Annotated in this window: 19 protein-coding genes and 2 pseudogenes; 10 read left to right on the top strand and 11 right to left on the bottom strand. The window is 56.0% G+C overall.

Going from position 1 to position 25,149, the window contains the following annotated elements; all coding sequences use genetic code 11:
• Positions 1–273: 273 nt before the first annotated feature.
• From IDM49_RS10710 to IDM49_RS10720, 3 genes are all read right to left on the bottom strand, one after another.
• The gene (locus IDM49_RS10710; RefSeq protein WP_168615585.1) at positions 274–1,776 is read right to left on the bottom strand and encodes a glycoside hydrolase family 32 protein; all 1,503 of its coding nucleotides are present in this window, start codon (positions 1,774–1,776) and stop codon (positions 274–276) included.
• 129 nt (positions 1,777–1,905) lie between these two features.
• Positions 1,906–2,913 carry a hypothetical protein gene (locus tag IDM49_RS10715; RefSeq protein ID WP_190724498.1) on the bottom strand — a complete coding sequence of 336 codons (1,008 nt, stop codon included), beginning with the start codon at positions 2,911–2,913 and terminating at the stop codon, positions 1,906–1,908.
• Positions 2,914–3,027: 114 nt separating this feature from the next.
• Positions 3,028–4,386, bottom strand: coding sequence for a sugar porter family MFS transporter (locus tag IDM49_RS10720; RefSeq protein WP_190724499.1), 1,359 nt, complete (start codon positions 4,384–4,386; stop codon positions 3,028–3,030).
• A gap of 90 nt (positions 4,387–4,476) precedes the next feature.
• Here IDM49_RS10720 and IDM49_RS10725 point away from each other — a divergent pair, with 90 nt between their 5' ends.
• A complete protein-coding gene (locus IDM49_RS10725; protein ID WP_190724500.1) occupies positions 4,477–4,899 on the top strand; it encodes a GNAT family N-acetyltransferase in 423 nt (140 codons plus the stop codon).
• Between the two features lie 176 nt (positions 4,900–5,075).
• On the top strand, positions 5,076–5,918 hold the full coding sequence (locus IDM49_RS10730) for an SDR family oxidoreductase (RefSeq protein ID WP_190724501.1): 843 nt from the start codon (positions 5,076–5,078) through the stop codon (positions 5,916–5,918).
• A gap of 107 nt (positions 5,919–6,025) precedes the next feature.
• On the opposite strand, the gene IDM49_RS10735 is transcribed toward IDM49_RS10730, so the two are convergent.
• Entirely contained in the window at positions 6,026–6,640 is a 615-nt protein-coding gene (locus IDM49_RS10735; protein WP_190724502.1) for an isochorismatase family protein, read from the bottom strand.
• 118 nt (positions 6,641–6,758) lie between these two features.
• Positions 6,759–7,745, bottom strand: a complete 987-nt coding sequence (locus tag IDM49_RS10740; RefSeq protein WP_190724503.1) for an aldo/keto reductase — start codon at positions 7,743–7,745, stop codon at positions 6,759–6,761.
• Positions 7,746–8,247: 502 nt separating this feature from the next.
• Between IDM49_RS10740 and IDM49_RS12320 the strand changes: the two genes are divergently transcribed.
• Positions 8,248–8,424 (top strand): hypothetical protein, encoded by a 177-nt coding sequence (locus IDM49_RS12320; protein WP_228008099.1) that lies wholly within the window; start codon positions 8,248–8,250, stop codon positions 8,422–8,424.
• Between the two features lie 35 nt (positions 8,425–8,459).
• Positions 8,460–8,990: pseudogene (locus tag IDM49_RS10745) on the top strand (trypsin-like serine protease); the annotation flags it as partial.
• Positions 8,991–9,399: 409 nt separating this feature from the next.
• Here the strand turns inward: IDM49_RS10745 and IDM49_RS10750 are convergent.
• Entirely contained in the window at positions 9,400–9,594 is a 195-nt protein-coding gene (locus IDM49_RS10750; protein WP_168615579.1) for a hypothetical protein, read from the bottom strand.
• A gap of 26 nt (positions 9,595–9,620) precedes the next feature.
• Between IDM49_RS10750 and IDM49_RS10755 the strand changes: the two genes are divergently transcribed.
• Positions 9,621–10,619 carry a S1 family peptidase gene (locus IDM49_RS10755; protein WP_190724504.1) on the top strand — a complete coding sequence of 333 codons (999 nt, stop codon included), beginning with the start codon at positions 9,621–9,623 and terminating at the stop codon, positions 10,617–10,619.
• A gap of 446 nt (positions 10,620–11,065) precedes the next feature.
• Here IDM49_RS10755 and IDM49_RS10760 read toward each other — a convergent pair whose 3' ends face one another.
• A complete protein-coding gene (locus IDM49_RS10760) occupies positions 11,066–12,559 on the bottom strand; it encodes a DHA2 family efflux MFS transporter permease subunit (RefSeq protein ID WP_190724505.1) in 1,494 nt (497 codons plus the stop codon).
• Between the two features lie 117 nt (positions 12,560–12,676).
• Entirely contained in the window at positions 12,677–13,186 is a 510-nt protein-coding gene (locus IDM49_RS10765; protein ID WP_190724506.1) for a hypothetical protein, read from the bottom strand.
• A gap of 412 nt (positions 13,187–13,598) precedes the next feature.
• On the opposite strand from IDM49_RS10765, the pseudogene IDM49_RS10770 reads away from it, so the two are divergent.
• A pseudogene (locus tag IDM49_RS10770) lies at positions 13,599–15,583 on the top strand (M13 family metallopeptidase).
• Positions 15,584–15,912: 329 nt separating this feature from the next.
• Here the strand turns inward: IDM49_RS10770 and IDM49_RS10775 are convergent.
• A complete protein-coding gene (locus tag IDM49_RS10775; protein ID WP_190724507.1) occupies positions 15,913–17,466 on the bottom strand; it encodes an MFS transporter in 1,554 nt (517 codons plus the stop codon).
• A 131-nt stretch (positions 17,467–17,597) separates the two neighbouring features.
• On the opposite strand from IDM49_RS10775, the gene IDM49_RS10780 reads away from it, so the two are divergent.
• Entirely contained in the window at positions 17,598–18,125 is a 528-nt protein-coding gene (locus IDM49_RS10780; protein ID WP_190724508.1) for a TetR/AcrR family transcriptional regulator, read from the top strand.
• Positions 18,126–18,286: 161 nt separating this feature from the next.
• Here the strand turns inward: IDM49_RS10780 and IDM49_RS10785 are convergent, their stop codons facing one another.
• On the bottom strand, positions 18,287–19,057 hold the full coding sequence (locus IDM49_RS10785) for a LamB/YcsF family protein (RefSeq protein ID WP_168615647.1): 771 nt from the start codon (positions 19,055–19,057) through the stop codon (positions 18,287–18,289).
• A 186-nt stretch (positions 19,058–19,243) separates the two neighbouring features.
• Here IDM49_RS10785 and IDM49_RS10790 point away from each other — a divergent pair, with 186 nt between their 5' ends.
• The 3 genes from IDM49_RS10790 (at position 19,244) to IDM49_RS10800 (ending at position 23,553) form a co-directional block, all read left to right on the top strand.
• Positions 19,244–20,959 carry a 5-oxoprolinase subunit B/C family protein gene (locus IDM49_RS10790; protein WP_190724509.1) on the top strand — a complete coding sequence of 572 codons (1,716 nt, stop codon included), beginning with the start codon at positions 19,244–19,246 and terminating at the stop codon, positions 20,957–20,959.
• Positions 20,952–22,706: an acetyl/propionyl/methylcrotonyl-CoA carboxylase subunit alpha gene (locus IDM49_RS10795; RefSeq protein ID WP_190724510.1), complete on the top strand. Its 1,755-nt coding sequence runs from the start codon at positions 20,952–20,954 to the stop codon at positions 22,704–22,706. Before IDM49_RS10790 ends, IDM49_RS10795 begins: the two co-directional genes overlap by 8 nt.
• 157 nt (positions 22,707–22,863) lie before the next feature.
• Positions 22,864–23,553 carry a GntR family transcriptional regulator gene (locus IDM49_RS10800; RefSeq protein WP_190724511.1) on the top strand — a complete coding sequence of 230 codons (690 nt, stop codon included), beginning with the start codon at positions 22,864–22,866 and terminating at the stop codon, positions 23,551–23,553.
• A gap of 114 nt (positions 23,554–23,667) precedes the next feature.
• Here the strand turns inward: IDM49_RS10800 and IDM49_RS10805 are convergent, their stop codons facing one another.
• Positions 23,668–25,149 (bottom strand): 5-methylcytosine restriction system specificity protein McrC, encoded by a 1,482-nt coding sequence (locus IDM49_RS10805; protein WP_190724512.1) that lies wholly within the window; start codon positions 25,147–25,149, stop codon positions 23,668–23,670.

The raw sequence follows: 25,149 nt of genomic DNA on the forward strand, positions 1-25,149 counted from the left end.
AAAAGAACTGTGTCTTAAATTACATTTAACCGGAAGGTTGCACTACGTTAATAACTTCGCTGACAAAGGAGTCATCATGCTTATTCTCGTAGCCGGAGGTATCACCGGACTCATCGCCATAGGCACGCTCTGCTGGGTTGCCGATCAGAACCAAACCGAGCTTTACCCCTCATGTACCGAGCACGGAACCTAAACCTCTTTCACACATGAAATCCCCGGAGGGCATACGAAAAACATATGTCCTCCGGGAATTTTGTATGTAGCAGCCCTTTGCTACTGGCGCTCGTCTTCCCAAATGGTGTCGAGCGGGTAAATATCCAGACGGTCAACGGTAATCGACCCCGATTCTGAGCTCAATGCCACGGAGCGGTCACCGGCATTCGGGAACGCAAAAGATGTCACGCTCTGCACGCCACCGTTAACGAATACTTCGACAGAACCCCGGTCAATTAGGATGCGAAGGCTCAGCTTATCGCCGCCGGGGAAGGGCGCGGCGCGGTAGCCGCGGTCGCCGTTACCGGCAAGACGGCGGTCAACAAAGATGCGTTCAGCTAGCGAATCGTAGCCCACGTAGGTGTGCGAGCCGTCCTCGGTGAGACCAATCTTCAAGCCCACACGCTCACTGTCAGTCACGCTCAAATCAACGTCTAACAAAATCTCACAGGGCGGAGTCTGCTCAAGCAGCACCTTGTCTTGGTTAAGGCCCAGCACAAAGCTGCCGAACTCGGTCTTCTCACCGCGCAGTTTTTCAATCTCAGCCACGGGGTAATTAATGAGGTTCAAATCCTCATCCAGCGATAGCTCACGCGGAACGGTGAGCTGGCCACCCCAACCATCGGTCTCCTGGCTGGGCGTACCAATGGTGAACGAGCCCATCCAGCCGTAGCAAATACGGCGGCCGTCGGGTGCCTCAAAAGTCTGCGGTGCGTAGAAGTTATGGCCCCAGTCAATCAGACGGTAATCGGTGAGTTGCTTGAAGTCTTCACCCGGCGCCCAGTCGCCCACCACATAACCGGCATTGTGACTGTTGCGTGCCTGGTAGGCGTCCTTGCGCGGACCCATGGGGCAGTAAATCAGCACCCACTTATCGCCCAGCGGAAAGATATCGGGGCATTCCAGCATGAAAGCATCGGGATTAGGATCCTCAAAAAGGATGCGGTCGAATTCCCAGTTGAACATGTCAGTGGAAGTGTACATCCACACCTGACCGCGGTTGTCCTCTGAACATGCACCAAAAATCATGTACCAGATGCCGTCGATGCGGAAAACCTTAGGGTCGCGGAAGTGCTTAAGCCCCGGGCCCTCAACAACTACGCCGTGCTTCGTGAAGACAACACCGTCTTCAGACGTCGCCAAGCACTGCACCTGCAAGGCACCATCGTCATCGTTGAACATATTGTTCCAACGGTGACCGGTGTAGTAGGCATACAACTTGCCATCATCGCCCACCACAGCGGAGCCCGAGAAAACGCCGTCGCGGTCAGCCTCAATTGAGGGCGCGAGTGCCACATGCTCACGGCGGAAAGTCACCATATCCTCAGACGAAACGTGGCCCCAGTGCATCGGACCCCAATAGGCAGAATACGCGTGATGCTGGTAGAACACCTGGTAGCGTCCGTTAAAGAAGGACAGACCGTTGGGATCGTTGATCCACCCCGAACGGGCAGCAATATGAAAGCTGGGGTACCAGCGGTTATTGCGCTCTTTCTCAAGCTTCATCGCGGCTTGCTCAGCGCGTTCAACCAGCTCAGCGTGCACTGCGGCAGCATCAGACATGGGGTGGGACCTTCCGTAGTGAATTTGTCTTCTTATATTTTACGTCCGGTCAGGTAACTGAATAACCCTCAATCTGCGGATAAAAAGTTACTTCCGCTACGGATATTGAAAGGACGCAGTGAATTACCCCTACTGGTAGGTGACCACCCAGGGCTTGGGGGTCAGCGCATAGGTCTGTTCTGGCGTGAGCATGGGCGTGTCTTCATCGTAGAAGTTCTTCCAGGATGGCTTGATGTCTTTGCTCAGCCCTGCCAGCAAGGTGTTGTAGGTATCCGTTTTCAGTGATGGTGTGCCGTGGCCGTCCGCGTGCAAGGTGAGTGCGAGTTCAGGATGCGCGGTGTTCAGCGTCTCGCGTTCGGTAATCATGGTGCCGGTGAACTGGTGGAGCACCACCATTTTCTGGGGTAGCTTATTCTCTCGGGTGAGTTGCGCAAGGTAGTCGAGGGTCTGATTGACCTCAGCGGCCTGCACCGAACCGATCTGTTGCAGGTGCACCTGCCACGGCAGAAGACGCCATTCGGGATCAATACCCACACCCACATTGGGAAGTTTCAAAAGCTCCTCGTAGCGCACCACCTGACTCAAGAAATCCGAGCGTCCAGGCTGGAAATCAAGCACCACGTACACATCGTTCTTAGCGGCTTCCTCGATGAGCGGTTTGAGATCTTTCACCGTTGCTTCATCAGAGTAATCCCCGTCAGTACCAGGCACGCTAGAGGCTGTTGTCGCGATGACCTCAAAGGCGGGGTACACCTTCTCTTTACTGTAGGGCTGATACTGCTTAACCAGCTCTTGGACGCGGACCACCGACTGAGCGGGCTCCTGCTCCCCCAGCACGCCAAGAGCCGGGCGACCCGGTGCACCGTACAACGCTACGTACCTGCGGTTCTGAAAGATTTTCTGCCCGCCACCGGGAAGCTCAGTCTGAGTTTGGGTAGGACTAGGGATCGCGCTCAATGTGGCGCTTGGTGAGATAGTCGACGACTGTTCAGAAGAGGATGCGCCCGCGCCGGTTGATGAGCTCTGAGCAGGGTTTTCGCCGCTACTCTGCGCGGTGTTATCGGCGGCGCATCCGGTCAACAAAAATGCGGTCAGCAAAGAAAAGGATGCGAGACGGGGAAAAAATGAGTGTGCCATGAGGGCTTTCTACGGGGGACAATAAGCTTACATACCACACTAGCCGGTCAAGCGACTCAGCTCCTAGTCAAAGGCAGAAAGTTACGCCCCACTTGCACGCCACCGCCGCGCATCTTACGCCTCAATATCCTCCAACGCGCGTCCTGCAGTTTCAGGAACCAACGCACGCACAAAGAGAATCGCGCCAACGCCCAGCACCGCAAAAATACCGAAGGTAATGCCTAATCCGAATGCCGCCACAATCTGAGGAAAGCTGAAAGACACCGCGAAGTTAGCCAGCCAGGACACAAAAGTCACCGCACCCATGCCAGCGCCGCGAACGCGTGACGGGAAGACCTCAGACATCAGCACCCAGGTCACCGGCGAAACCGCGCCCTGTTGGAAAACCAGGAAAATAACAGAAATAATCAGCACAAACCAGGCGCGAGCGCTACCGTCCACAAAGGTTGAGATTAGGGCAAGAGCAAGCAGTGAAAGCGTTGTTCCGGCAAGGCCCACGGTGAGCGTGAGGCGACGAGGCAGACGCCCCACAAACCAGATGCCAATCGCCGCACCAATCACCGAAATAGCGCCGTTGGCAATGTTGGCGGTGAGCGCCGCATCCGTGGCAAAACCAGACTCGCGCAACACCTGCGTGCCGTAGTACATCAGCGCGTTCACGCCGGTAATCTGCTGAACAATACCGATCGCTGCACCGATCAGCAGGATGCGACGCAACGCCTTGGACGCAAAAAGATCACGCAGAGTACCGGCGCGAGTAGAGCGTTCCTTCTCGATGGAATCGTGCAGGTGCGCGTACTCGGCAGAAGCATCCGCACTGGTCTTTTCAAGGACGCGACGGGCGGCTGCCTCGCGTCCTGCCAGAAGCAACCAGCGGGGCGACTCGGGCACCGCAAACATACCGAGGAACAGGGCAAGCGCGGGGATTGCGGATAGCGCAAACATAATGCGCCAAATACCGGGTTCGTGCAGGAAAACATTGCCGAGCCACGCGTTCATTCCGTACGCCAGAAGCTGGCCAGTCACAATCATGAACTGGTTACGAGTAACAATGGCACCGCGCTGATCAGGTGGCGCGATCTCAGCCAAGTACAGCGGAACAACAGCAGACGCCGCACCTACCGCCAGCCCCACTACGACGCGAAAAGCCACCAAAACCGGCAGGGTAGGCGCGAAAGCTATGCCCGTTGAACCCGCGATAAAAACCAGCGCAAGAACGAAGAGGACGCGGCGGCGGCCAAACCTATCAACCAGCTGACCCACCGTCATCGCACCCAGCGCAGCACCCAGCGTCAACGAGCTAGTAGTAACACCCTCCGCCACAGGTGAGAGTGAAAACTGCTGCTGCAAAAACGGCAACGCACCATTAATAATGCCGGTATCATACCCAAACAAAAACCCGCCAAGAGTGACGATCCAGGTGTAAAGGTTTAGGCGGGACCGCCTGGCAGGAGCGTGTGCTGATGTGCTCATCGTTCTTCTCTCGCTAAATCATATAACGGAGAAACTTTACATGAGTTACTGGCCGGACAACTAGATTCACCGAGCGATTATGCTGAAGACATGCCTATTTCTGCTGATTATGTTCTTGAAGAAGCCGCCCCCAGCCCTACCCAGTACTGCGCGCTGCGCGAGCGGGCGGGCATGACACCTCGGTCTGAGCGTCAGGCTACTGGTGCGATTGCTGGCTCGTGGGCGTTTTACCGGGTGAGGCACGTGCCTACCGGCGAAGTGGTGGCAATGGGACGCGTCATTGGCGATGGCGCCTGGTACTTCAACGTTGCCGATATGGCGGTTCTGCCCGAGCACCAGCATCAGGGGCTAGGTAACGCCGTTTTGACGGCCCTACTCAATAAGATTCGCGCCGAGGCGGATGACGGTGCCTACGTCACTCTGATTGCGGACGCGCCCGGCCAGCCGCTCTACCTCAAACACGGCTTCGAGAAAAAGCTCGAAGGCTCCGTGGGCATGGCGCAGTTCCTGTAGGTGGACGCGGGTCAACCTCTGCCCTAACCCCTGCCGTTGCGCTCATCCGCTGGTACTTTAACTACTTGCGGTGAGCGGAACGCCAGGGGTTGGTAACGCCCGTCGGCCCGGCACCCCCGGAATAAGCAACCACCCGTATGCGTTGTCCTCATAAAACCTGTCGAAAGGATGCTCTCATGAAGGTTGTTGTCACTGGTTCCACCGGTTTTGTGGGCGGCCTGGTCGCGCAGAAGCTCGCTGCTGAAGGCGTGCCCCTCGCACTGCTGGTTCGCTCAGCTAACCGCGCTCCGGCCCTGCCCGACGCCCAGGTTTTTGAGACGGCGGGATATTCAGATCTCGAGGCTAACGTTGCCGCGCTAAACGGCGCGAAGGTGGCTTTCATGGTCTCTGGTGCCGAAAGCGAAGACCGTCTGCGGCAGCACAAACAGTTTGTGGACGCCTCTGCACAAGCAGGCGTGGAGCATCTGGTGTATCTCTCATTCCAGTCAGCTGCCCGCGATGCAACCTTCACGCTGGCTCGCACCCATTGGGAGACAGAAGAATACATCAAGGCATCAGGCATGAAATTTACCTTCCTGCGCGATAGCTTCTACATCGATTTTCTAGCCAATCTCGCCGGTGAAGACGGTTTAATTCGTGGCCCGGCAGGTGAAGGACACGTCGCCGCCGTCACTCGCGCGGATGCGGCCGAGGTGGCAACCCGCGTCCTGCTTAACCCGGGAGCGCACGAGAATCAGACGTACACGCTCACCGGCCCCGAGTCTTTGAGCATGAACGAGATTGCGCGCATTGTGGGTGAAGAAACCGGCCAGAGTATCAGCTTTTACAACGAGAGTATCGATGAAGCCTACGCCTCGCGTAAGGCGTGGGACGCCCCTGACTGGCAGTACGACGCGTGGGTTTCTACCTACACCGCCATCGCGCAAGGAGAACTTGCCGAAGTGACGTCAAGTGTCCTCGATATCACCGGACGCGCGCCGACTAGCCTGCGCGAGTTCTTGAAAAGCACCCCGCGGTAGAACCAGATAGCGCTAACCCCTGCCGTTGCGCTCACTGCAAGGGTTTAAAGTCCCAACCGGTGAGCGCAACGACAGGAGGTTTGTGCGTCAATGCTAAATGCTCCTATCTAGCGGGTCAGGTTTACCAGTGATACAACCTGCCCCGTAGTGCCCGCTATCTGGTCTAACGCGAAACGATGACGGTCAACGGTGTAATCAGCAACAGCATCGGCAACAACAAAGAATTCTAGATCTCGGGCGAGGGCATCAAAACTTGTTGCGACAATGCCACCAGCAACATAGACACCTGCAACCACAAGCTGAGTTTTACCTAGCCGTCGAAGTTCCACTTCTAAATCAGTGGCGTAGAAAGCGCTAAGCGACCGTTTATGAATATGCAAGCACCCTCTCAGTTCGGGAAGAATAATCTCTCGGGTCTGAGCATCGCTTGGTCCTATTCCCCACAGTTTCCCGCCCAGTCCTCGTTGTGCTGCAAGAGCCGCAGGACGCGGTGCCGTCATCAGCACAGAAACATCATGAGCTTGCGCCCAGCTCACTGCCTCAGCAACGTTGCTCACGAGTTCAGCCTGTAAATTTTCGGGCAAAATCTCTAAGTAGTAGGGCAGGAAATCATGCACCAGTAAAGCGCACTGGGAAGGGTCGAGCATCCACCCTAACCCACGGTTCTCATTCGAGAAATCTTTGAGGGAGTAGCCGTGTACGCCAGCCGAAAATGTTGCCATGTAAATCTACCTTTATGGGTGTTGCTGAGCTAAACCTAACCCCTGCCGTTGCGCTCATCCGCTGGTACTTTAACTACTTGCGGTGAGCGAAACGGCAGGGGTTACTTGCGCGCACTGCCTAGAACAGCGCGATTTTCTCGGGTGCGGGGAAAATCTCGTCGAGCGCCGCCAAATCGTCTGCGGAAAGTTCCACGGACGCGGTTGCCGCGTTGGCGCGCACCTGCTGCTCACTGGTAGCGCCGGCAATTACGGACGCGATGGGATTCTGCGCGGCCAACCACGCAAATGCCACCTGCACTTCACTCAAACCACGCTCGGATGCGAACGCACTAAACGCCTCTAGCTGCTCCCAGTTGGCGCCTTCCAGAATCTGCGGTTTGAGCTGAGTCAGGCGTCCGTCGGCAGGCGCATTGCCGCGCGTGTACTTGCCGGTGAGTAGCCCGTTTGCCAGCGGGAAGTAGGGCAGAACACCCATACCGAATTCGCGGGCGGCGGGCATGACTTCTAGTTCTGCGCGGCGGTCCAGCAGGTTGTAGTGGTTTTCTGCTGCGATGTAGCGGTGAGTCCCTAGCTCGCGTGCCACATACTCGGCCTGGGCAATCTGCCAGCCGGAGTGGTTGGAGTTTCCGATGTAACGCACTTTTCCCTGCTCAATGAGGGTATTCAGCGCAGAAAGCGTCTCTTCAACCGGCGTTAGGGTGTCCGGGGTGTGGTGAAAGTACAGGTCGATGTTATCGGTTCCTAGGCGTTGCAAAGATGCCTCTACCGCGCGCATGATGTAACGACGCGAGCCGCGAACACCGTAGTCAGCGCCGTTTGCGCCGTCCATGTCCATACCGAACTTAGTCACGAGCACAATGTCGTCACGCACCGAAGAGTCCAAAGTTTTCAGTGCCTTGCCGAACATGGTTTCCGAGACGCCGGGGGCTGAGCCGTAGATATCGGCAACGTCGAAAAGCGTGATGCCGGCATCCACCGCGGCGGCGATGACGCGGTTGGTGCCCTCCTGAGTTTCGGTGGCGGTTTTAGTGCGCCCTAAGTTGTTGCATCCTAACCCTACAGTTGAGACGGTGAGGCCGGAATGTCCAAGCTGGCGGTACTGCATGCGCTATCTCCTTGACGATCACGATTTTCCTTCTCTTCTTTTATACGTCAGCGAGGTGGGACGCGACAGGTTTGTGACCCGGTAGCGCGGATGCGTAAAGATAATTTTTTACTCATAGCTACCGTTTATCAGTCATTTTTAAAATATTTGTCCCCTAAATAACCTACGGCTAAAAATCAGCGTCTCCACACCCGAAATTTACTTTCAATTTTTAAGCACATTAAAACAACTTCAGCGAATTGAAGCACTTTTCAAGGCGGGAGCGTACGCAAGGACGCCACAAATCGCCACCCATATACCGGTCTAAATTTTTTCTAAAAACCTCAATTAAGCCCACAAACGACCTCATGGCAGCCCACAGTTTTTGTGCATACAATTCATGCCCACTGAGGGCGGAACTTTTCAGGGGCGCCCGGTGGGAACCAACCTCAGCCACACCAATCTGTGAACACGACGACAACACGTATTCACAATTCACTTGAACACAAAAAGGAACCCCTTTATGAAAACTTCACGAGTTCTCTCAGCCGCACTGGCAACCTGCGCACTGTCCGCAGTAGCCATGGCACCCGCATCCTCAGCACCTGCAGCAACCCCTCTTACATCGTGGGTGGCTCGCAGGCAACCTCAGAATAGACCGTCCAGCTTGAATTCCAAACCCACAGTGGCGGCTCTGTAGAGACTTACGGTTGCACCGGTGAACAGCTCAATGACGAGTGGGTATTCACCGCGCGCCACTGTGTGGAGAACGTTGCACGCATGAACGTCTACCAGTCAAACGACCAGATTGACCGCGGCGAGCCCATCGCAGCCGACTCGGTACACGCAGCCCCTGCAGGCGACATTGCACTGGTGCACCTGTCAGAATCAGCTCCGCTCAACTCGTACGCTGATGTGGACGCGAACTACGAAGTAACCCCCGGCGATACCGGCTCGATCTTCGGTTACGGCTTGGGTGCAAACAAACAGCCCACCACCACCTTGCGCACCGCAACCGTGACCATCGACGGCACATCCACCGACGCGTACTACGGCATCGCAGTGCACCTCACCGGCAACTCCGGTGCAGCTAACCACGGCGATTCAGGCGGACCTCTCGTTGTCAACGGCAAGGTCGTAGCTGTCTGCTCAACCGGTGATGAAAACGATCCCGGCGCCAACATTAACGCAGGCTCAAACTACGCGCTACTTTCCCAGTCAGCCGACTGGATCGAAACCACCTCGGGTGTAGATGTCGCTCCCTAGAGCGTAAAGCTCTAACGAGGACGCGTAGCGATTCCCCTATCCCCCGGTAGTTATCCCCTCGCCGCGCGCCCTACAACCCCCGGCTCGCAGAAACTTTACCGACGTCGAAAATCGGTATATGTCCTAGCGAGACGGGGGTCTTCTTATTTTTTGAAACAAGAGACTCTGCAAAATTTTCCCCTGCAGAATAGCCCACAGAGACCCCCTTTAGAGAGCGATTACTAACAAAGCTTAAGTTACTCAAATAGGCTATTTTTCTACCTCTTGGGCTTGTTTTAAGGTAGGCGGCGAAATTATAAACAGGAAAATCTGATTCTGCGACACCGAATAACACAAAAAAATTTTCCTCCACATATACATTTAGACCCACAAAACTCCGGGCTGACAAGTGCAAATAACCTGCTTAGAATCAATCCAGCTGAGTTTTGAAGCGGGCAAACGCAAAAGCATTGCCGAGTTTCATAACTGAACCACCGGCATCATCACGAACCAACGCCAACGGCGCCATACCAACCGCCAGCGGCACCCAAATCCCCAGTGATTTTTGCGGGCTCCCTTTGAAACCAGCATCCCCAGGTGAAGCGAATAAACCACATTCATTCACACACCTACTGTTTCAAAGGAAACTTCATGAAACTCTCAAAGATGCTCGCAACATCAGCAGTTGCAGCAGCACTGACCGCATCGGCGGCTTCATCAGCATTCGCGCAGAACGCTTCTCCCTACGTCGTGGGCGGCTCCGAGGCTAACGTCGAATGGATGGTTCAGCTTGAATTCCAGACCCACTCCGGTGGCACCGTAGAGACCTACGGCTGCAGCGGTGAACAGCTCAACGACGAATGGGTACTGACCGCTCGTCACTGCATCGACGACGTTGCACGCATGAACGTTTACCAGTCAAACGACCAGGTTGATCGCGGCGAACCGATCGCAGTTGACTCAGTACACGCAGCTCCTAAGGGCGACATCGCTCTGGTACACCTTTCAAAAGAAGCTCCCCTGTCTTCATACGCAGAGGTAGACACCACTTACGAAGTACCCGAGAATATCACTCTCGGCCGTATCTACGGCTTTGGTCTTGGCGCTTACAAGCAGCCCACCGACCACCTGCGCACCGCAACCGTTAACATCAACGGCACCTCAACCGACGCGTTCTACGGCAAGGCAGCTCACCTGACCGGTAACGATGGCGCTTCAAACCACGGTGACTCAGGCGGACCCTTGGTTGTCAACGGCAAGGTTGTAGCTGTCTGCTCAACCGGTGACAACGCTGATCCCCGTGGCGACATCCACGCAGGTTCAAACTACGCACTGCTCTCACAGACCGGCACCTGGATTGAAACCACTGCTGGCGTTGACGTAACCCCTGAAGAGGAAACCCCTGCACCGGTTGACGAGACTCCCGCTCCCGTAGATGAGACTCCCGCTCCTGTTGAAGAACCCATCGACGAGACCCCTGCACCTGTTGAAGAGCCCGTTGAAGAACCCGTTGACGAGCTTCCTGCAGATGACACCGACTGGGCAACCGGCGACATCAACTGGTCACCTGAGGACATCCTCGGCCCGAACTGGGATTGGCACTCATCATGGGGCTGGTCAGACTCATGGAGCTACGACTACGCTGGCTAATCCACTAACTTACTGATGGTAAGCCCGGTGGAACCACGCACTTCCCCCTCCCCCGTGTTGAACCACCCGTGAATTACTTTTCCACACAAGTAAACTGATACACGTAACACAGTGCAATCGGGCTCACCATCTCATTAACGCCTACAACTTCTCTCCCTGACGGTTTAGAGAAGGGCTGTAGGATTGTAAAGAGCCAAATGCCTCAAGGTCCCTGGGTTTTTCCCGACCTAGAGCACCTCCTTGTGGCGCATGGCTTATGCATGAATCTGGTAGCTTCAATGAACTTAAAGATTATTTCTTTCAGTCTTTTGGAATACCAGTTCTATGCATGAAACAGCGCATCGCTTTCCCCTTTAACAGCGGTGCGCTGTTTTCTTTTAAAAAGGTTGGCCCCCTGAACTTTCAGAGTTCAGGGGGCCAACCTTTTACGATGTGTCAGTAGATTTTTAGTGAGCCATGGGAGCTTCGCCCTTAGTCTTTCCGCTGGGCACGAGGAAGGCAAGAACGATGGCTGATAGTGACACGAATGCCGCAATGAGTAGGGCAAAGTGGACGCCTGCCGCGTTAGCTTCAGGGGTGTTTCCGCCACCGTATGAGGCGATGCCGACGCCCATGAGCATCACGAACAGGGCTGTTGCAGCTGCACCTGCCACCTGCTGAATGGCAGAAAGCGCGGAGCTACCGAATGAGTAGAGGGACGCGTCCAGGCTGCCTAAGCCAAGGGTCATCATGGGGGTGTTGATGAAGGGCAGGGCGATGCTCATGAGCACGTGCGATGCCACGATAAACCACAGCGGGGTGTTCACACCGAAGGTTGACATCATCCAGACGGATGCGCTCAGCGCGATGGCACCGGGAACAACGAGGGTGCGAGCGCCGAATTTATCGACGAGTCCACCAACGAAGGGGCTGAGAACAGCCATGACGATGCCGCCGGGAAGCAGGAGCAGGCCGGTGGTGAGCGCGTCCACGCCCAGGGCATTGGCGGTGTAGAGCGGAATCAAAATCGCGGTGCCCAGCATAACGCCCATACCAACGGAGCTCATGAGCACGGTCAGCGTGAAGGGGAAGGCTTTGAACACGCGCATATCTAAGAAAGGAGTGCCTGTGCTTTGCAGTTTAATCTGACGTAGAACAAACCATACGAGGGCGATAACCGCAACAATAACGGCAACCCAGGGGTTCACGGGGAGCGAGCCGCCACCGTGACCGGAGTGACCGCCGAAGGAACTCAAGCCCAGAACCAGGCCACCAAATCCGATGGTTGAGAGCGCAACGGAGAGAAGGTCGAGCTTCTGCGAGTCGCCAGCATCGCGGGTAGCGGGCGCCAGTTTAAACCCGATCAGCAGGGCAATGAGACCGATAGGAAGGACCATCCAGAACAGCAAACGCCATGATCCCACTGACAGAATGAGACCGGACACGGTGGGGCCCATCGCAGGAGCCGCCGAAATGACCATACCGATAATGCCCATCGCCTTACCGCGCATCTGTAGCGGCACAAGACGCAGCATGGTAGTCATCAGCAACGGCATGATGACGCCGGTGCCGCCAGCCTGTAGCACGCGTCCCAGTAGCAGAAAACCAAAGGACGGGGCAAGAGCCGCAACCAGCGTACCGGTTGCAAAGAGAATCATCGCCCCAGAGAACACCTGGCGAATGCTAAAACGCGACAGAATAAAGCCGGACGCCGGGGTTACCACAGCCATGGTCAGCATAAACGCTGTTGAAGACCACTGGCCGAGGGAAGCCGAAACATGAAGGTCAGCCATAATTGACGGCAACGCAACACCGAGCAGGGTCTCGTTCAAGATAAGGACGAACGCCGCGACCACCATCACGGCAAGAAGCAGAAAATCAGTGCGGTCTAACCGAGCCGCAGGTAACGCACCCGTTGGCGGATTTTTATGTGTATCTGGGGAGGAGTGATTCTCAGTCATAAGGCACTAGCCTACGGGTTACTTTCCCCAACAAACAATAAACAAGGGTGCAGTTGTTGGTCACATAGCAGTCAGGCCAAGCAAAAGTTTTGCCTCATTCAGTACGCTACTTGAATGTTAGAAGGTGTACTTCTCAATACCGTTACTGTCTGTCATCGTGAATCCGTTAGCGGTAGTAAAGCTAGTAACGTACCCTGCATAGTATGATCCGGTTGTCGCTTTAGTAAACCCAAAGAAGCCGAGATCAACTGTGGTTCCTGGCCATGTGGTTCGCCCATCAATACCGACAACAGGATTTGTCATTACACCTTTAAAACTCGTCTTATATACGTTATACCCAGTGGTAGAAATACTGGTCGTTCCACCAGCCCCATTATCGACGGCAAGAGTTGCAGCTGTGACCTTGGTAAGAGGGGTCCAGTAGGTGGAGGTGGAACCATATGTGGCTGGGATGCCGTCATTAGAGAACCGTGTAGGCACCATGACGTAGTAGTCTAGGCGTTGCAAGGTAGCCGTGGTGTCCTCGCCCATACCCGGCTTGTAGCTAATAGAAAAGCCAGCAGGATTTTCATCGACGGGGTCGGTGGTGTAGACGTAGAGGTCTTTAATAGAGCCACCTTTAGGCACGAACTCATGAGACTGGCTGTCATACCAGAGATACCTCCGGATTAACAGATGCAGCAAACGCTGGCACTCTTACTGAAGCAATTACTACTGGAGCTGACCAAACCATGCCTCTGGCGAGATTGCGTCGTGAAATGGGGGAAGTCATCGGCGGAGCCCTTCGGCTTAATTGAATCTGCCGGGTAGCAGAAAGATAACTATAGAGAACGGTCAGATAAAGTTTACCAATAAAATGATAAACAGAGATTCCTATTTTTGAGGTTTGTAAAAGATCACTCTGTAGAGCAAGTCCAGTGAGACGGAAAACTGGTTAGATCTGGCATAAATAGTTTCGCAACACGGGCATCCTTTCTTGGGTAGTGAACAGCCGGTCTCTCACAGTGACGTCCACAATCTCACCGCCTAAACTTGGGGTATGACTAAAAAATCAGGACTCGACCTAGAATTCATTGATTCATCAGTAAAACCAGCTGACGATTTTTTCCGCCACGTCAACGGCAAGTGGCTAGACACCTACGAGATTCCCGCGGACCGCTCCAAAGACGGCGGCATGTACTTTCTGCGCGATGAGGCAGAGAAAAACGTCCGCGAAATCGTAGAAAAAATCGCCGTCGAAGACCCGGAGTCACGCATCGGCGCGCTCTACAACTCTTTTATGAGCGTTGAGCGTATTGAAACCGAAGGCGTCATTCCGCTACTGCGCGAGCTCACTCCGATTCTTGAAGCGCAGACCACCGACCAGTTTGTGAAGGTTATGGCGGACGCGGACCGCGCGGGCGTCGGCGGACTCTTCGGCTGGTACACCAGCATCGACGCTAAGAACCCCGGTTACTACACCGTGTACCTTGGCCAGTCAGGTCTTGGTTTGCCCGACGAATCCTACTACCGCGAAGACAAGACGAGGACATTCGCCAGGCCTACGTCAAGCACATTGAGCGCATGTTCACCCTCACCGGTGCTGCTGAGCCCTTTGGTCTGACTCCGGATCTCGTTGGTCAGATCATCATGGCGCACGAAACCGAAATTGCCTCGCATCACTGGAGCAACGTCGAAAACCGCGATGCCGACAAGCGTTACAACCCCGTACCCGCCGCTGAGCTTGAAGACAAGTTCCCCGGTTTCCCCTTCGCCAAGTACATTGAAGGTATCGGCTCTTCCGTTGAAAATTTCGGCACCGTGGTTGTCTCACAGCCCTCATTCTTTGAGGGCGCAGCCAAGATGTTCGCGGACGTCCCGCTGATGACCTGGAAGCTCTGGCTGATTTGGCAGTACACCTCAGCACGCGCATCCCTACTCAACAAAGAAATGGTTGAGGCCAACTTCGACTTCTACGGCCGCACCCTTTCGGGTACCGAAGAAGTCCGCGAGCGCTGGAAGCGCGGCATCTCACTGCTGGAGAGCTACATCGCGGACGAAGTGGGCAAGGAATACGTTGCCGTGCACTTCCCGCCGGAGCACAAGCAGAAAATGCTGGTACTGGTCGATAACCTCATTGAGGCCTACCGCCAGTCCATCACCGAACTGGACTGGATGACCGACGAAACCCGCGAGCGCGCGCTGGAGAAGCTGGGCAAGTTCGTGACCAAGATCGGTTACACCGACAAGTGGCGCGACTACTCAGACCTTGAGTTCGAAAAGGGCGACCTCTTTGAGAACGTTCGACGCGCGACCCTGCACGAACACAACTTCATGCTGAACCGCATCGGTGAGCCCGTTGATAAAACCGAGTGGCTGATGAGCCCGCAGACCGTCAACGCCTACTACATGCCGCCGGCTAACGAGATTGTGTTCCCGGCAGCGATTTTGCAACCGCCTTACTTTGATCCCGAAGCTGACGATGCCGTGAACTACGGCGGTATTGGTGCTGTGATCGGCCACGAGATTGGCCACGGCTTTGACGATCAGGGTTCAAAGTACGATGGCACCGGCGCGCTGAACAACTGGTGGACAGAAACCGACCGCGAGGAGTTCACCAAGCGCACCGCGTCCTTGGTTGACCAGTACAACAAGTACACCCCGGCAGGCCTTGACCCCGAGAAGTACACTGTGAACGGTGAGCTGACTCTAGGCGAGAACATTGGCGATCTTGGCGGCCTGTCCATTGGGTTGAAGGCGTACAAGATTGCGCTGGCAAAGGAGGGCATTACCTCCATTGAGGACGCTCCCGTCATTGACGGTTACACCGCTCTGCAGCGCGTGTTCATGGGCTGGGGCATCGGCTGGCGCACCAAGGCACGCCAGCAGTTCGAAGAGATGATGCTGGCGGTTGACCCGCACTCGCCGAGTGAGTTCCGCGTCAACGGCATCGTGCGCAACATCGACGAGTTCTACGACGCGTTCGATGTGCAGGAGGGTGACGCCCTCTACCTGGCGCCGGAAGACCGCGTGCGCATCTGGTAGCAAGATCTGATGCGCGAGAGGGGCTAGGTGTGGCGGGTGCGAGCTAGCGAGCACGCAAAGAGCCACACCTAGAAAGCCCACCAGCCAACTCGCTCACACGACGAATCTCTAGGAGCACAGTTTTAATGCGCGAGAGGGGCTAGGTGTGGCGGGTGCGAGCTAGCGAGCACACAAAGAGCCACACCTAGAAAGCCCACCGATCAACCCGCTCACACGACGAATCTCTAGGAGCACAGTTTTAATGCGCGAGAGGGGAGGAATGTACCGTTTTTCGGCGAAAAACGGTACATCCCTCCCCCGTCGCGATTATGAGAAGCGCTAACCTACATCTAGTGCTCTGCAGGTTCAGCGTTGGGGTCTACACCGGCAATCATCCTCAGCACCATGAATCCGGCAAAAACCAGGAGCAGGACGCTGATGCCCGCCGTCCACACCACGCCCGCGTCGAAGGCGTGCTGGGCGGCTTCGAGTAGCTGAGCGCCAAGCGTTCCACCGGCATCCGAAGCAACCTGCGTAGCCCCACCGAGGGTTTCAGAGGCGGTGTTCTGTTGTTGCTCACTCAGCCCGGCGGGAAGGTCAATAGATTTGCTGTAAACAGCGGTGAGGATGCCGCCGAGAATAGCGGTTCCTAGCACTGCACCCAGCTCGTAAGAGGTTTCTGAAATGGCGGACGCGGCACCCGCTTTCTGCGGCGGAACCGAGGACAGCATGACGTCATTCGCGAGGGTTTCAGAGGCACCCACGCCCAGTCCCATCACGATGAAAGCGAGCATCAGCACCAGGTTGCTTTCACCGCCGAGCGCAAAAATCAGTCCGAAGGCTGCGGCGTTGAGAAACATACCGAAAGCGATGACCTTCGCGGGGTGAAAACGCGGTACAAGACGCACAAACAGCAACCCCGACACCATGGCTACGAGTGTGCCGGGCACCAGGAAGAGGCCCGCGTCCAAGGGGCTAAGCCCAGCCACTAACTGCAGGTGCTGAGACACAAAGTAAATAAAGCCGACCATTGACATCATCGCCAACAGGTTGGCCGATATAGCGCCGGTGAAAACCTTGTTGGTGAACAGACGCATGTCGAGCATGGGGTTCGCTTGGCGGAGCTGACGGCGGGTAAACAGCCAACCGGCTACAAGACCAATGAGAACCGCAGCAACAAGCGTCGTATCAAACCCGACCTTAGCGATGTGCTTAATGGCGTAGGTAATAGCCGTCATCGCGACCATGACCAGACCAATGGAAAGCGGGTCGATTGGCCCGGGCTGAGGGTCCTTAGATTCAGGCACAAGGAGGGGTGCCAGGATGAGGAAGGGAACCAGCACAGGAACCGCCATCATAAAGACGGCACCCCACGCAAAGTGTTCAAGCAGAAACCCGCCAATAACAGGGCCGAGTGCCGCGCCGGAGCCAAAACCAGCTGCCCAGATAGCAAGCGCCATGCGCCTCTCGTTGGAGTCGGTAAAAATATTGCGAATAAGCGAAAGAGTAGAGGGCATCAGCATAGCGCCGAAGAAGCCCAGTCCCGCACGAGCAATAATGAGCAACTCAGCAGTCGGTGCAAAGGCAGCTAATGCTGAAATAGCGGCAAAGCCGGTAGAACCAATAATTAACAGCCTCTTTCGGCCGATGCGATCGGCAAGAGATCCCATAGGCACCAGCAGCCCCGCAAGCACCAGGGAGTAAGCATCGATAATCCACAGCTGTTGGACGCCGGTAGGTTCTAGTGCGCGGGCGATAGAGGGCACCGCAAAAGAAAGCACGGTGTTATCAATGGACACTAACAGCACCGGCAACATGAGAATAGCGAGGGCAACCCACCGCTTTTTCTTGTTCGAAGAGGTTGCTTGCTGATGGTCAATGAGAGGCATCGATACCGTACTCATGGTTTCACGTCTTTCTTGAGGAGAAGTGCAAAGCACTGCTTTACTGTACCGACTAGACGGTTTTTACATCGCCTCAACTGTACCAACCATACGGTAAAGTTTCTAGAGAATTTTCTGGTATCTTGAAACACATGAGCGCAAAAGACAAAATCCTCGCCGCCTACGAATCCACCCTCATCCACCAGGGCGAAAAATCCGCAACCATGGACGCCGTCGCAAAAACCGCAGGTGTTTCCAAAGGAGGACTGCTCTACCACTTTCCTTCCAAGGATGCGATGGCGGCAGGGCTCATTGAACGATTCACCGCGCTCTCAGAAGAAGACCTCAAGGCGATGAAAGCCGCAGAAGAAGGTGCTTCTGCCTACTACATTTCAGTCTCGGATTATGAAGACAATGACTTCGACCGCGCCATTGTGGCAGTCAGCCGTCTCGCCCAGGAATCTAACGCCGCTGCATCCGCAGCACTCAAAGAAGCGCAGGACAAAGTCACCGGGCTCATCGAAACCGAGGTGGGCGATGCAGACACCGCCCGAGCGATTGTACTTTTGTCTGACGGCGTGTACTACAACGCAACTTTCTTTGGTGGCACCGTGGACGAGCATGCTAAGAAGGAGGATCAGCGCATCCTCTTAGCCGCCGTCAAAAAGCTACGCGCATAAAGCGCTTAATCGCGAGACTAGGTGTGGCGGATGCGAGCTGGCGAGCACACAAAGAGCCACACCTAGAAAGCCCACCGATCAACCCGCTTTTAATACGTGGGAGGGGAGTTGTGTTGCACTTTTTGGCCAAAAAGCGCAACACAACTCCCCTCTCGCGGTTTTTAGCCAGCGAAGGCCGCGATTTCTACGCCCTCTTTCTCCAGGGCGGCGCGCACCTGGCGCGCAATTTCCACGGCGCCGGGAGTATCGCCGTGCACACATACGCTGTGCGCATTCAGGCCAACTTCGCTACCGTCAACCGCGGTCACGGTCTTCTCTAACGCCATTTTCACGACGCGCGCCGCTACCTGCTCGGGGTCATGGATAACAGCCCCTGCTTCGCGGCGAGAGACCAGCGTCCCTGACGGGGTGTACCCGCGATCAGCGAAAGCCTCGTAGAAAACCTGCACGCCCGCATCCTGCGCGCGACGTTCAATCTCGCTGTTGGGCAGGCAGAGAACAGAGAGATTAGTGCCGGATGCGCGGTTCAGCTCGGCGAGCGCGGTGGCAACAGCCTGCGCCTGGGCTTCGTGGTGAACGATGGCGTTGTAGAGTCCGCCGTGGGGCTTGACGTAAGAAACAGTGCCACCGGCTAAGGATGCGACCGCCTGTAGCGCGCCGATTTGGTAGATGACAGCGTCGATGAGTTCGGTGGCTGTCATGTCGATAAAGCGGCGGCCAAAACCAGCGAGATCCGGGTAGGCAACGTGCGCGCCGATAGCCACCTTGTTTTCAACGGCTGCGGCGATGGTGGAGCGCATGACCGAAGGATCGCCAGCGTGGTAGCCGCAGGCGATGTTGGCGGATGAGACGATCTGCATCATGGTGGCGTCGTCGCCCATGGACCATGAGCCGAATGATTCGCCGGAGTCTGAATTGAGGTCTATGCGCACGGGGAGCTCTTTTCTGTAAATTTCTCAAAGTGTGCGTCGAGACTGCACTTTAACCCCGATTTTGACGAAAAAACCGGTTAAAGTGCAGTTTCAACGTAGCATTACCTCTATTGTTGCGTGAACAAGCCCACATCTGTCAAGATTGTTGAACAATCTCAAGTTAGTGCTGTCAAAGGTGGTCTTATCATGTCGCGCATCAAAAGGTTTTCTCTAACCAACGCCATGATTGACTGTGAGTCACTGTCACAGGCACTTTCCCTTCACGAACATCTGACGAACCACCCCGAACGCGGCCAGGTTGAGCTCATTCCCGCCGCGCAAACTGTGCTCGTCCGCTTTGATACCGCTGAAAACACCAGCCGGTTTATCACCTCTTTCACCCTGCCCGAACACGTTGATGCCGAGGACGGGCAGGTAGAAACCCGCGTCATTGAGACCGTTTACGACGGTGAGGATCTCGCAGAGGTTGCCGCGTTGGCAGGGCTCAGTGAGCAGGGCGTCATCGACGCTCACACCGGCGCTGATTGGCACGTAGCCTTTGCCGGTTTCGCGCCCGGTTTCTTCTACTTGCACGCTGAAGACAATGTGCTGAACGTGCCGCGTCGTTCATCGCCGCGTACCGCTGTTCCCGCCGGAGCTGTTGGCTTAGCTGGCGCGCTGTCGGGTATTTATCCGCGCCAGTCACCCGGTGGCTGGCAGTTGATTGGCCGCACCAACGCGCCTCTATGGGATCTTTCGCAGGCCCCTCCCGCCCTCCTAGAACCCGGCATGAAAGTGCAGTTCAAGGCGGTGCGCGAGCTAATCGAGGTGCGCGCCGAATCCAATACCCGCACCAGCTCCCAGGTAAGAGCTGAGGATGTAATCCTGCGCGTAGATTCACCCGGCATACAGACACTCATTCAGGACGCCGGCCGCCCACATCTGGCGCACTGGGGCGTTTCGCCCTCCGGGTTTGCAGATGCCCCAGCGGCCCGCGAAGCTAACCGTCTTGTCGGCAACGAGCTCAATACACCCGTCCTTGAAAATCTCGGTGGTGGTTTACGCATTACAGCTGGTCAGGACGCGGTTCTGGCGGTGACCGGCGCGAGCGTTGAGGGCACGATCACCCCGGTAGTACAGGCTGCACAGGGAGCGCAGTCGGCACAGATATCCGATGCCGGCAGCGATGAAACAGCTGAGAACGCCAACACCGCAGACTCACTGCCCAAACAGCTCCGTCAGTACACACCGTTTGCACTGAAAGCCGGCGAAACTCTCACGCTAGGCCCGGCAAGTAGCGGTCTTCGCGCCTACGTAGCGCTACGCGGTGGATTCGCGGCAGAAGCGCAAGCAAACAGTGCTTCTCGGGACACCCTCTCGAGCATCGGCGCCCAGCCACTGGCGTCCGGCGACTTTCTCGCGGGCGCCAACCTGCACGCATCAGCCGTAGCAGTGCCGAGCACTCCCCTGCCGCTACCCGGCGACGACATGGAGTTGCGCGTCATCCTCGGCCCGCGCGATGACTGGTTCACCGCTCAATCGCTCAGCAACTTTGTCACCGCCGCCTGGAAAGTCAGCAATTCAAGCGACCGCATTGGCGTACGCCTTGTGCCCGACGAGATGCCAGCAGGCCCCGGCCACGTTGACCAGCTACTAGAACGCACCAACACCGCAGAGCTTCCCAGTGAAGGCATGGTCACCGGCGCAATACAGGTGCCACCCAACGGTGAGCCGGTCGTCTTTCTCACCGACCACCCCGTCACCGGCGGCTACCCCGTCATCGCATCCGTACTACCAGCTGACCTGCGATTACTCGCCCAAGCGCCGCCCGAAACGCGCATCAGGTTCACCGAGGTTGACCCCTCAACCTTAGATATTAATCCTTCAGACTCCTCAGATACCCAGAAAGAAAATCATGCGTAAAGTTCTCATTGCTAACCGTGGCGAAATCGCTGTTCGCATCATCAACGCCTGCGCCGATGCCGGTTTTGAAAGCGTCGCGATTTTCGCTGATTCCGACGCGCAAGCACTGCACACTGTGCTCGCCGACGAGGCATACGCACTCGAGGGCAACACCCCCGCAGAGAGCTACCTCAACATCGAGAAGGTACTGGATATTGCGCGTCGTAGCGGTGCCACCGATGTTCACCCCGGCTACGGCTTCTTGGCTGAGAACGCTGATTTTGCGCGCGCTGTTATCGATGCGGGCATTACCTGGATTGGTCCCTCACCCGAGACCATCACCGCTCTTGGCGACAAAGTAGCTGCACGCGACATCGCACTGGCCGTGAATGCGCCGCTGGCACCCGGCACCGACGGCCCCGTAGCTAACGCCGGTGAAGCTCGCGCTTTCGCCGAAGAACACGGCCTGCCCGTCGTCATCAAGGCAGCCCACGGCGGTGGCGGACGCGGTATGCGCGTCGTCCGCTCGCTGGATGAAGTTGAGCAAGCATTTGATTCGGCACAGCGTGAGGCTGTGGGTGCGTTCGGCAACGGCGACTGCTTTGTCGAACGGTTCTTGGACCAGCCCCGACACGTTGAAGCGCAGGTTGCGGCGGATGCGCACGGCAACGCAGTCGTTATCGGCACCCGCGACTGCTCGCTGCAACGTCGCCACCAGAAACTCGTTGAAGAAGCACCCGCGCCCTTCCTCACCGCTGAGCAAGAAGCGCAAATCGTGCGCGCATCCACCGAAATTTTCAAGAAGGCAGGCTACGTAGGCGTAGGCACCGCCGAGTTCCTGGTAGCCAACGATGGCACCATCTCGTTCTTGGAAGTCAACACCCGCATTCAGGTAGAACACCCCGTCACCGAAGAAGTCAGTGGCGTTGACCTGGTGCAGCTACAGTTCGCCATCGCAACAGGCGAGCCTTTGCCGATGACCGAGATGCCTACCCCGCGCGGGCACTCTTTCGAATTCCGCATCAACGCTGAAGATCCTGCCCGAGGTTTCCTGCCCGCAGCTGGTGAAATCACCTCGATTAGCGTGCCGGTAGGACCCGGCATTCGCTGGGATTCCGGCGTACGCGCAGGCACAGTGAGCTCAGGTGACTTCGACTCCCTGCTGGCAAAATTGATCGTCACCGCGCCAACGCGCGAACTCGCTATTCGCCGCGCACGCACCGCCCTGCGCCAGCTAGAGATTCAGGGCATTGCAACCGTTATCCCCTTTGCCCAGCGCGTCATGGAACATCCCGACTTCACCGGTGATCAGTTCAAGGTCTACACCACCTGGATCGAAAACGAACTAGGCGATGACCTAGTACCCGACGAAAACTACCGCGGCGGGCTGCTGCCTGTAGGTGCTACCAGCTTTCCGGGCACCGGCGTCACCCGCTTCAACCTTGAGGTCAACGGCGTTTCAACCAAGGTCGGTATTCCCGATGCTATTTTCAACTCCTTCGGTAGCGCGGGCGCGCCCGGAACCGGTGCGGACGCCGGTGGGCAGGACGCCGCATCCGGCATCAATGCGCCCATGAGCGGCTCGCTACTGCGATTTACCGTGGGCGTTGGCGACACCGTTGAGGCAGGCGATCAGGTAGCGATTCTTGAAGCAATGAAAACCGAAGTACCTGTGCACGCGGAAGCAGGCGGCGTAGTTGCCGCACTAACTACCGAGGCCGGCGAGCGCGTGCAGGCTGGTCAGACGCTAGTGGAGTTCGAAAGCTAAACCGGCGTCCTGCCCGTAGTGACCACGTTTCTCTCAACAGTGACCACAAAACTCTCAAAAACCGCCCCAAAACACCGGGTTTTTGAGAGTTTTGTGGTCACTACCTGCGCAGGGGTGGATGCGGAACAAAACCCTACCGTTCTATATAGTTAAACCCGTGAACCCTGAGACCACTTCAATACCCCTTGTGCCCACGCTCGACAGCATCGTCGCCCGCTCCACGCCAGACCATGCCTTCGCAACAAAATGGGCGGCGGACGTCCTGCGCACCGCCATGACAGAAGGCGCGCTAGACCCGGGCACCAAGCTCTCCGAAGCGGCGCTGGCGCAGCAACTGGGCATCTCGCGCAACACCCTGCGCCAGGCTTTTACAGCGCTTGAATCTGAGCACCTGATGACGCGCGTGCCCAACCGCGGTGTTTTTGTAGCGACCCCCGGCAAGAAGCAGATTCACGAGCTTTTCACGCTTCGTCTGGCGCTAGAAAGCGGGGCTATCGACCTTATTTCCGCAGGTGAGAAACCGATTTTGCGTCGCATTATCGAGCAGTCGAAGGTGCACCGCGCATCCGGCTCGGTTTCTGGCATGGCGGGCGCTAACCAGGATTTTCACCGCGAACTCGTGCGACTTTCTGGCAGCGAACGCCTCAACACACTTATGGTGAGTGCTCTCGCCGAGATGCGCCTACTCTTTCATTCGATGGTGGCGGTGCCGGACTTCCACTCCCCCTTTGTGGAGAAGAACGAGCATCTCATGCACCTGCTTGAAGCCGGCGACAAGTACGAAGCCCACGTTTACCTGCGCGACTACCTCGCGTCCTCCGCGGCATACTTCGCGGACAGGGTGTAGGGGTGTAGCGTCCGCGCTTTCGGCGCGCACCGCGTCGCGCGCCGAAAGCGCACTTTCCGTGGATTTGCGCTGTAAAAACGCGAAAATTACAGCGCAAATCCACGGAAAGTTGGGTTAGGACGCTTTCTCTAAGAGCCCTGCGAGCTGGGCGATAGAATCCGCAGCGGTTGAGGCCTCTCCAGGTTCAGGAAAGGGAAGAGAGAGGACGCCAATGCGGTAGCTCAACTGTGCAGATTCAAGTTCTCCGGTAGCAGGGCTACCAGGCTTCGGCAGATAAAAAGGCTCGTTTTCAAGCGGCTTTTGACCAGGCTTATGCGGGTACGCAAGAAAAGCATCCGCCGACATACGGTAGGCGTAGGTAGTGAGCTGGTATTGGTCGCTCATAAATGCTTCACTGATGTTCTGCTTACGGAACTTATATTTGGCATCAAGCACTACCGTTTTGTCGTTTTCCTTTACTATTAGGTCTGGCTTCTTCGCTGTTGCAGCCACCGTTCCATTATCTTTGTAGTAGAGGTCGAGCTGTGCCTGTTCTTCTGGTTTGCTACCGAGTTCTTCTTCAAGGAGTCGGGCAACAATTTTCTCCCAGAGATCACTTGAGACAACCTTGAGATTAGCGATAACACCGCCTGCATGACTGGGTTCCTCGACCCCTACGCCAAGCTGCTTGGCAAGAATTGAACGTGCTAACAGATAGGTATTTCTCAGGTTAGCACCAATGCGGGAAAGCTCCGTTGAGCTTAACCTCTCAGCCAACAACGATGCAGAAGTTCTGATACCTACATCGCGAAGATGAGCATCAATCTCTAAAGAGTGAACCTGTAAATGTTCATTTTCTATCTGTCCTGTCACCTGTACGGCAGCACGAATAACCTGCCAAATATGATTATCAGCAGTCAAAGAATCATACTCGCAGAGCACCGGCATACGGTGGTAGATTTTACGTTTGATGAGGCCCTGCGGAACCATACGGCCGCGTATAAAACTAAGTTCTTCTTCTGTTTGAAGAAACACCGGTTTACGCTGCCTAACTGCTTCTTCAGCTTGGGCAAGAAATTGGCGGTAAAACTGGATTTTCAGTTCGGGAACGTCCGGCAGGATGGATACTCCAGACGGCGGAAAATCAACTTTATCGGGCAAAGGAGCAGGGGCCATCTCATAAGAATGGATGAGCTTCCAAAGGGCATCGGCATGCCCTAAATTAAGGACGCCGAGCGGTTCGGTTTCAGAGCGACTTCTAGTTTCTGTCCAAAGCGGGTCAGTTTTCCCCTCTTCTTCCTCACTTACTAGTTTCCCTTGTAGTTCTGCTGGAGCAACTGTCGAAAGCTGAGACGCCCAGCTTTCATCAAGCGCAACAACATCCATTTCATAAACGAAGGTATGAAAAGTCTCGTTATCCAGCCCTAGTGGCAGAGCGAACGCAGTGCTTCCGTTGTGGGCTTTCCGCCAGAACTTAGGGAAGATATGGATAGTTAGGGTTCGGCAGGTCTCGCCTTCAGGAAGCTCTCGTTGCAGAACTGTGAGCCCCACTCCGTTTCCTAGTTTGCTCGCTTGGAAATAACGCAGTGGAGTCTTTATCTCTTCTTGATTACTCAT

It is taken from the genome of Rothia terrae, assembly GCF_014705925.2.
GTDB classification, from domain to species: Bacteria; Actinomycetota; Actinomycetes; order Actinomycetales; family Micrococcaceae; genus Rothia; species Rothia terrae.

Excerpts from the sequence above, each read along its gene's own strand:
- IDM49_RS10710 (WP_168615585.1), bottom strand. The coding sequence starts at position 1,776 with ATGTCTGATGCTGCCGCAGTGCACGCTGAGCTGGTTGAACGCGCTGAG.
- IDM49_RS10715 (WP_190724498.1), bottom strand. The coding sequence starts at position 2,913 with ATGGCACACTCATTTTTTCCCCGTCTCGCATCCTTTTCTTTGCTGACC.
- IDM49_RS10720 (WP_190724499.1), bottom strand. The coding sequence starts at position 4,386 with ATGAGCACATCAGCACACGCTCCTGCCAGGCGGTCCCGCCTAAACCTT.
- IDM49_RS10725 (WP_190724500.1), top strand. The coding sequence starts at position 4,477 with ATGCCTATTTCTGCTGATTATGTTCTTGAAGAAGCCGCCCCCAGCCCT.
- IDM49_RS10730 (WP_190724501.1), top strand. The coding sequence starts at position 5,076 with ATGAAGGTTGTTGTCACTGGTTCCACCGGTTTTGTGGGCGGCCTGGTC.
- IDM49_RS10735 (WP_190724502.1), bottom strand. The coding sequence starts at position 6,640 with ATGGCAACATTTTCGGCTGGCGTACACGGCTACTCCCTCAAAGATTTC.
- IDM49_RS10740 (WP_190724503.1), bottom strand. The coding sequence starts at position 7,745 with ATGCAGTACCGCCAGCTTGGACATTCCGGCCTCACCGTCTCAACTGTA.
- IDM49_RS12320 (WP_228008099.1), top strand. The coding sequence starts at position 8,248 with ATGAAAACTTCACGAGTTCTCTCAGCCGCACTGGCAACCTGCGCACTG.
- IDM49_RS10755 (WP_190724504.1), top strand. The coding sequence starts at position 9,621 with ATGAAACTCTCAAAGATGCTCGCAACATCAGCAGTTGCAGCAGCACTG.
- IDM49_RS10760 (WP_190724505.1), bottom strand. The coding sequence starts at position 12,559 with ATGACTGAGAATCACTCCTCCCCAGATACACATAAAAATCCGCCAACG.
- IDM49_RS10775 (WP_190724507.1), bottom strand. The coding sequence starts at position 17,466 with ATGAGTACGGTATCGATGCCTCTCATTGACCATCAGCAAGCAACCTCT.
- IDM49_RS10780 (WP_190724508.1), top strand. The coding sequence starts at position 17,598 with ATGAGCGCAAAAGACAAAATCCTCGCCGCCTACGAATCCACCCTCATC.
- IDM49_RS10790 (WP_190724509.1), top strand. The coding sequence starts at position 19,244 with ATGTCGCGCATCAAAAGGTTTTCTCTAACCAACGCCATGATTGACTGT.
- IDM49_RS10795 (WP_190724510.1), top strand. The coding sequence starts at position 20,952 with ATGCGTAAAGTTCTCATTGCTAACCGTGGCGAAATCGCTGTTCGCATC.
- IDM49_RS10805 (WP_190724512.1), bottom strand. The coding sequence starts at position 25,149 with ATGAGTAATCAAGAAGAGATAAAGACTCCACTGCGTTATTTCCAAGCG.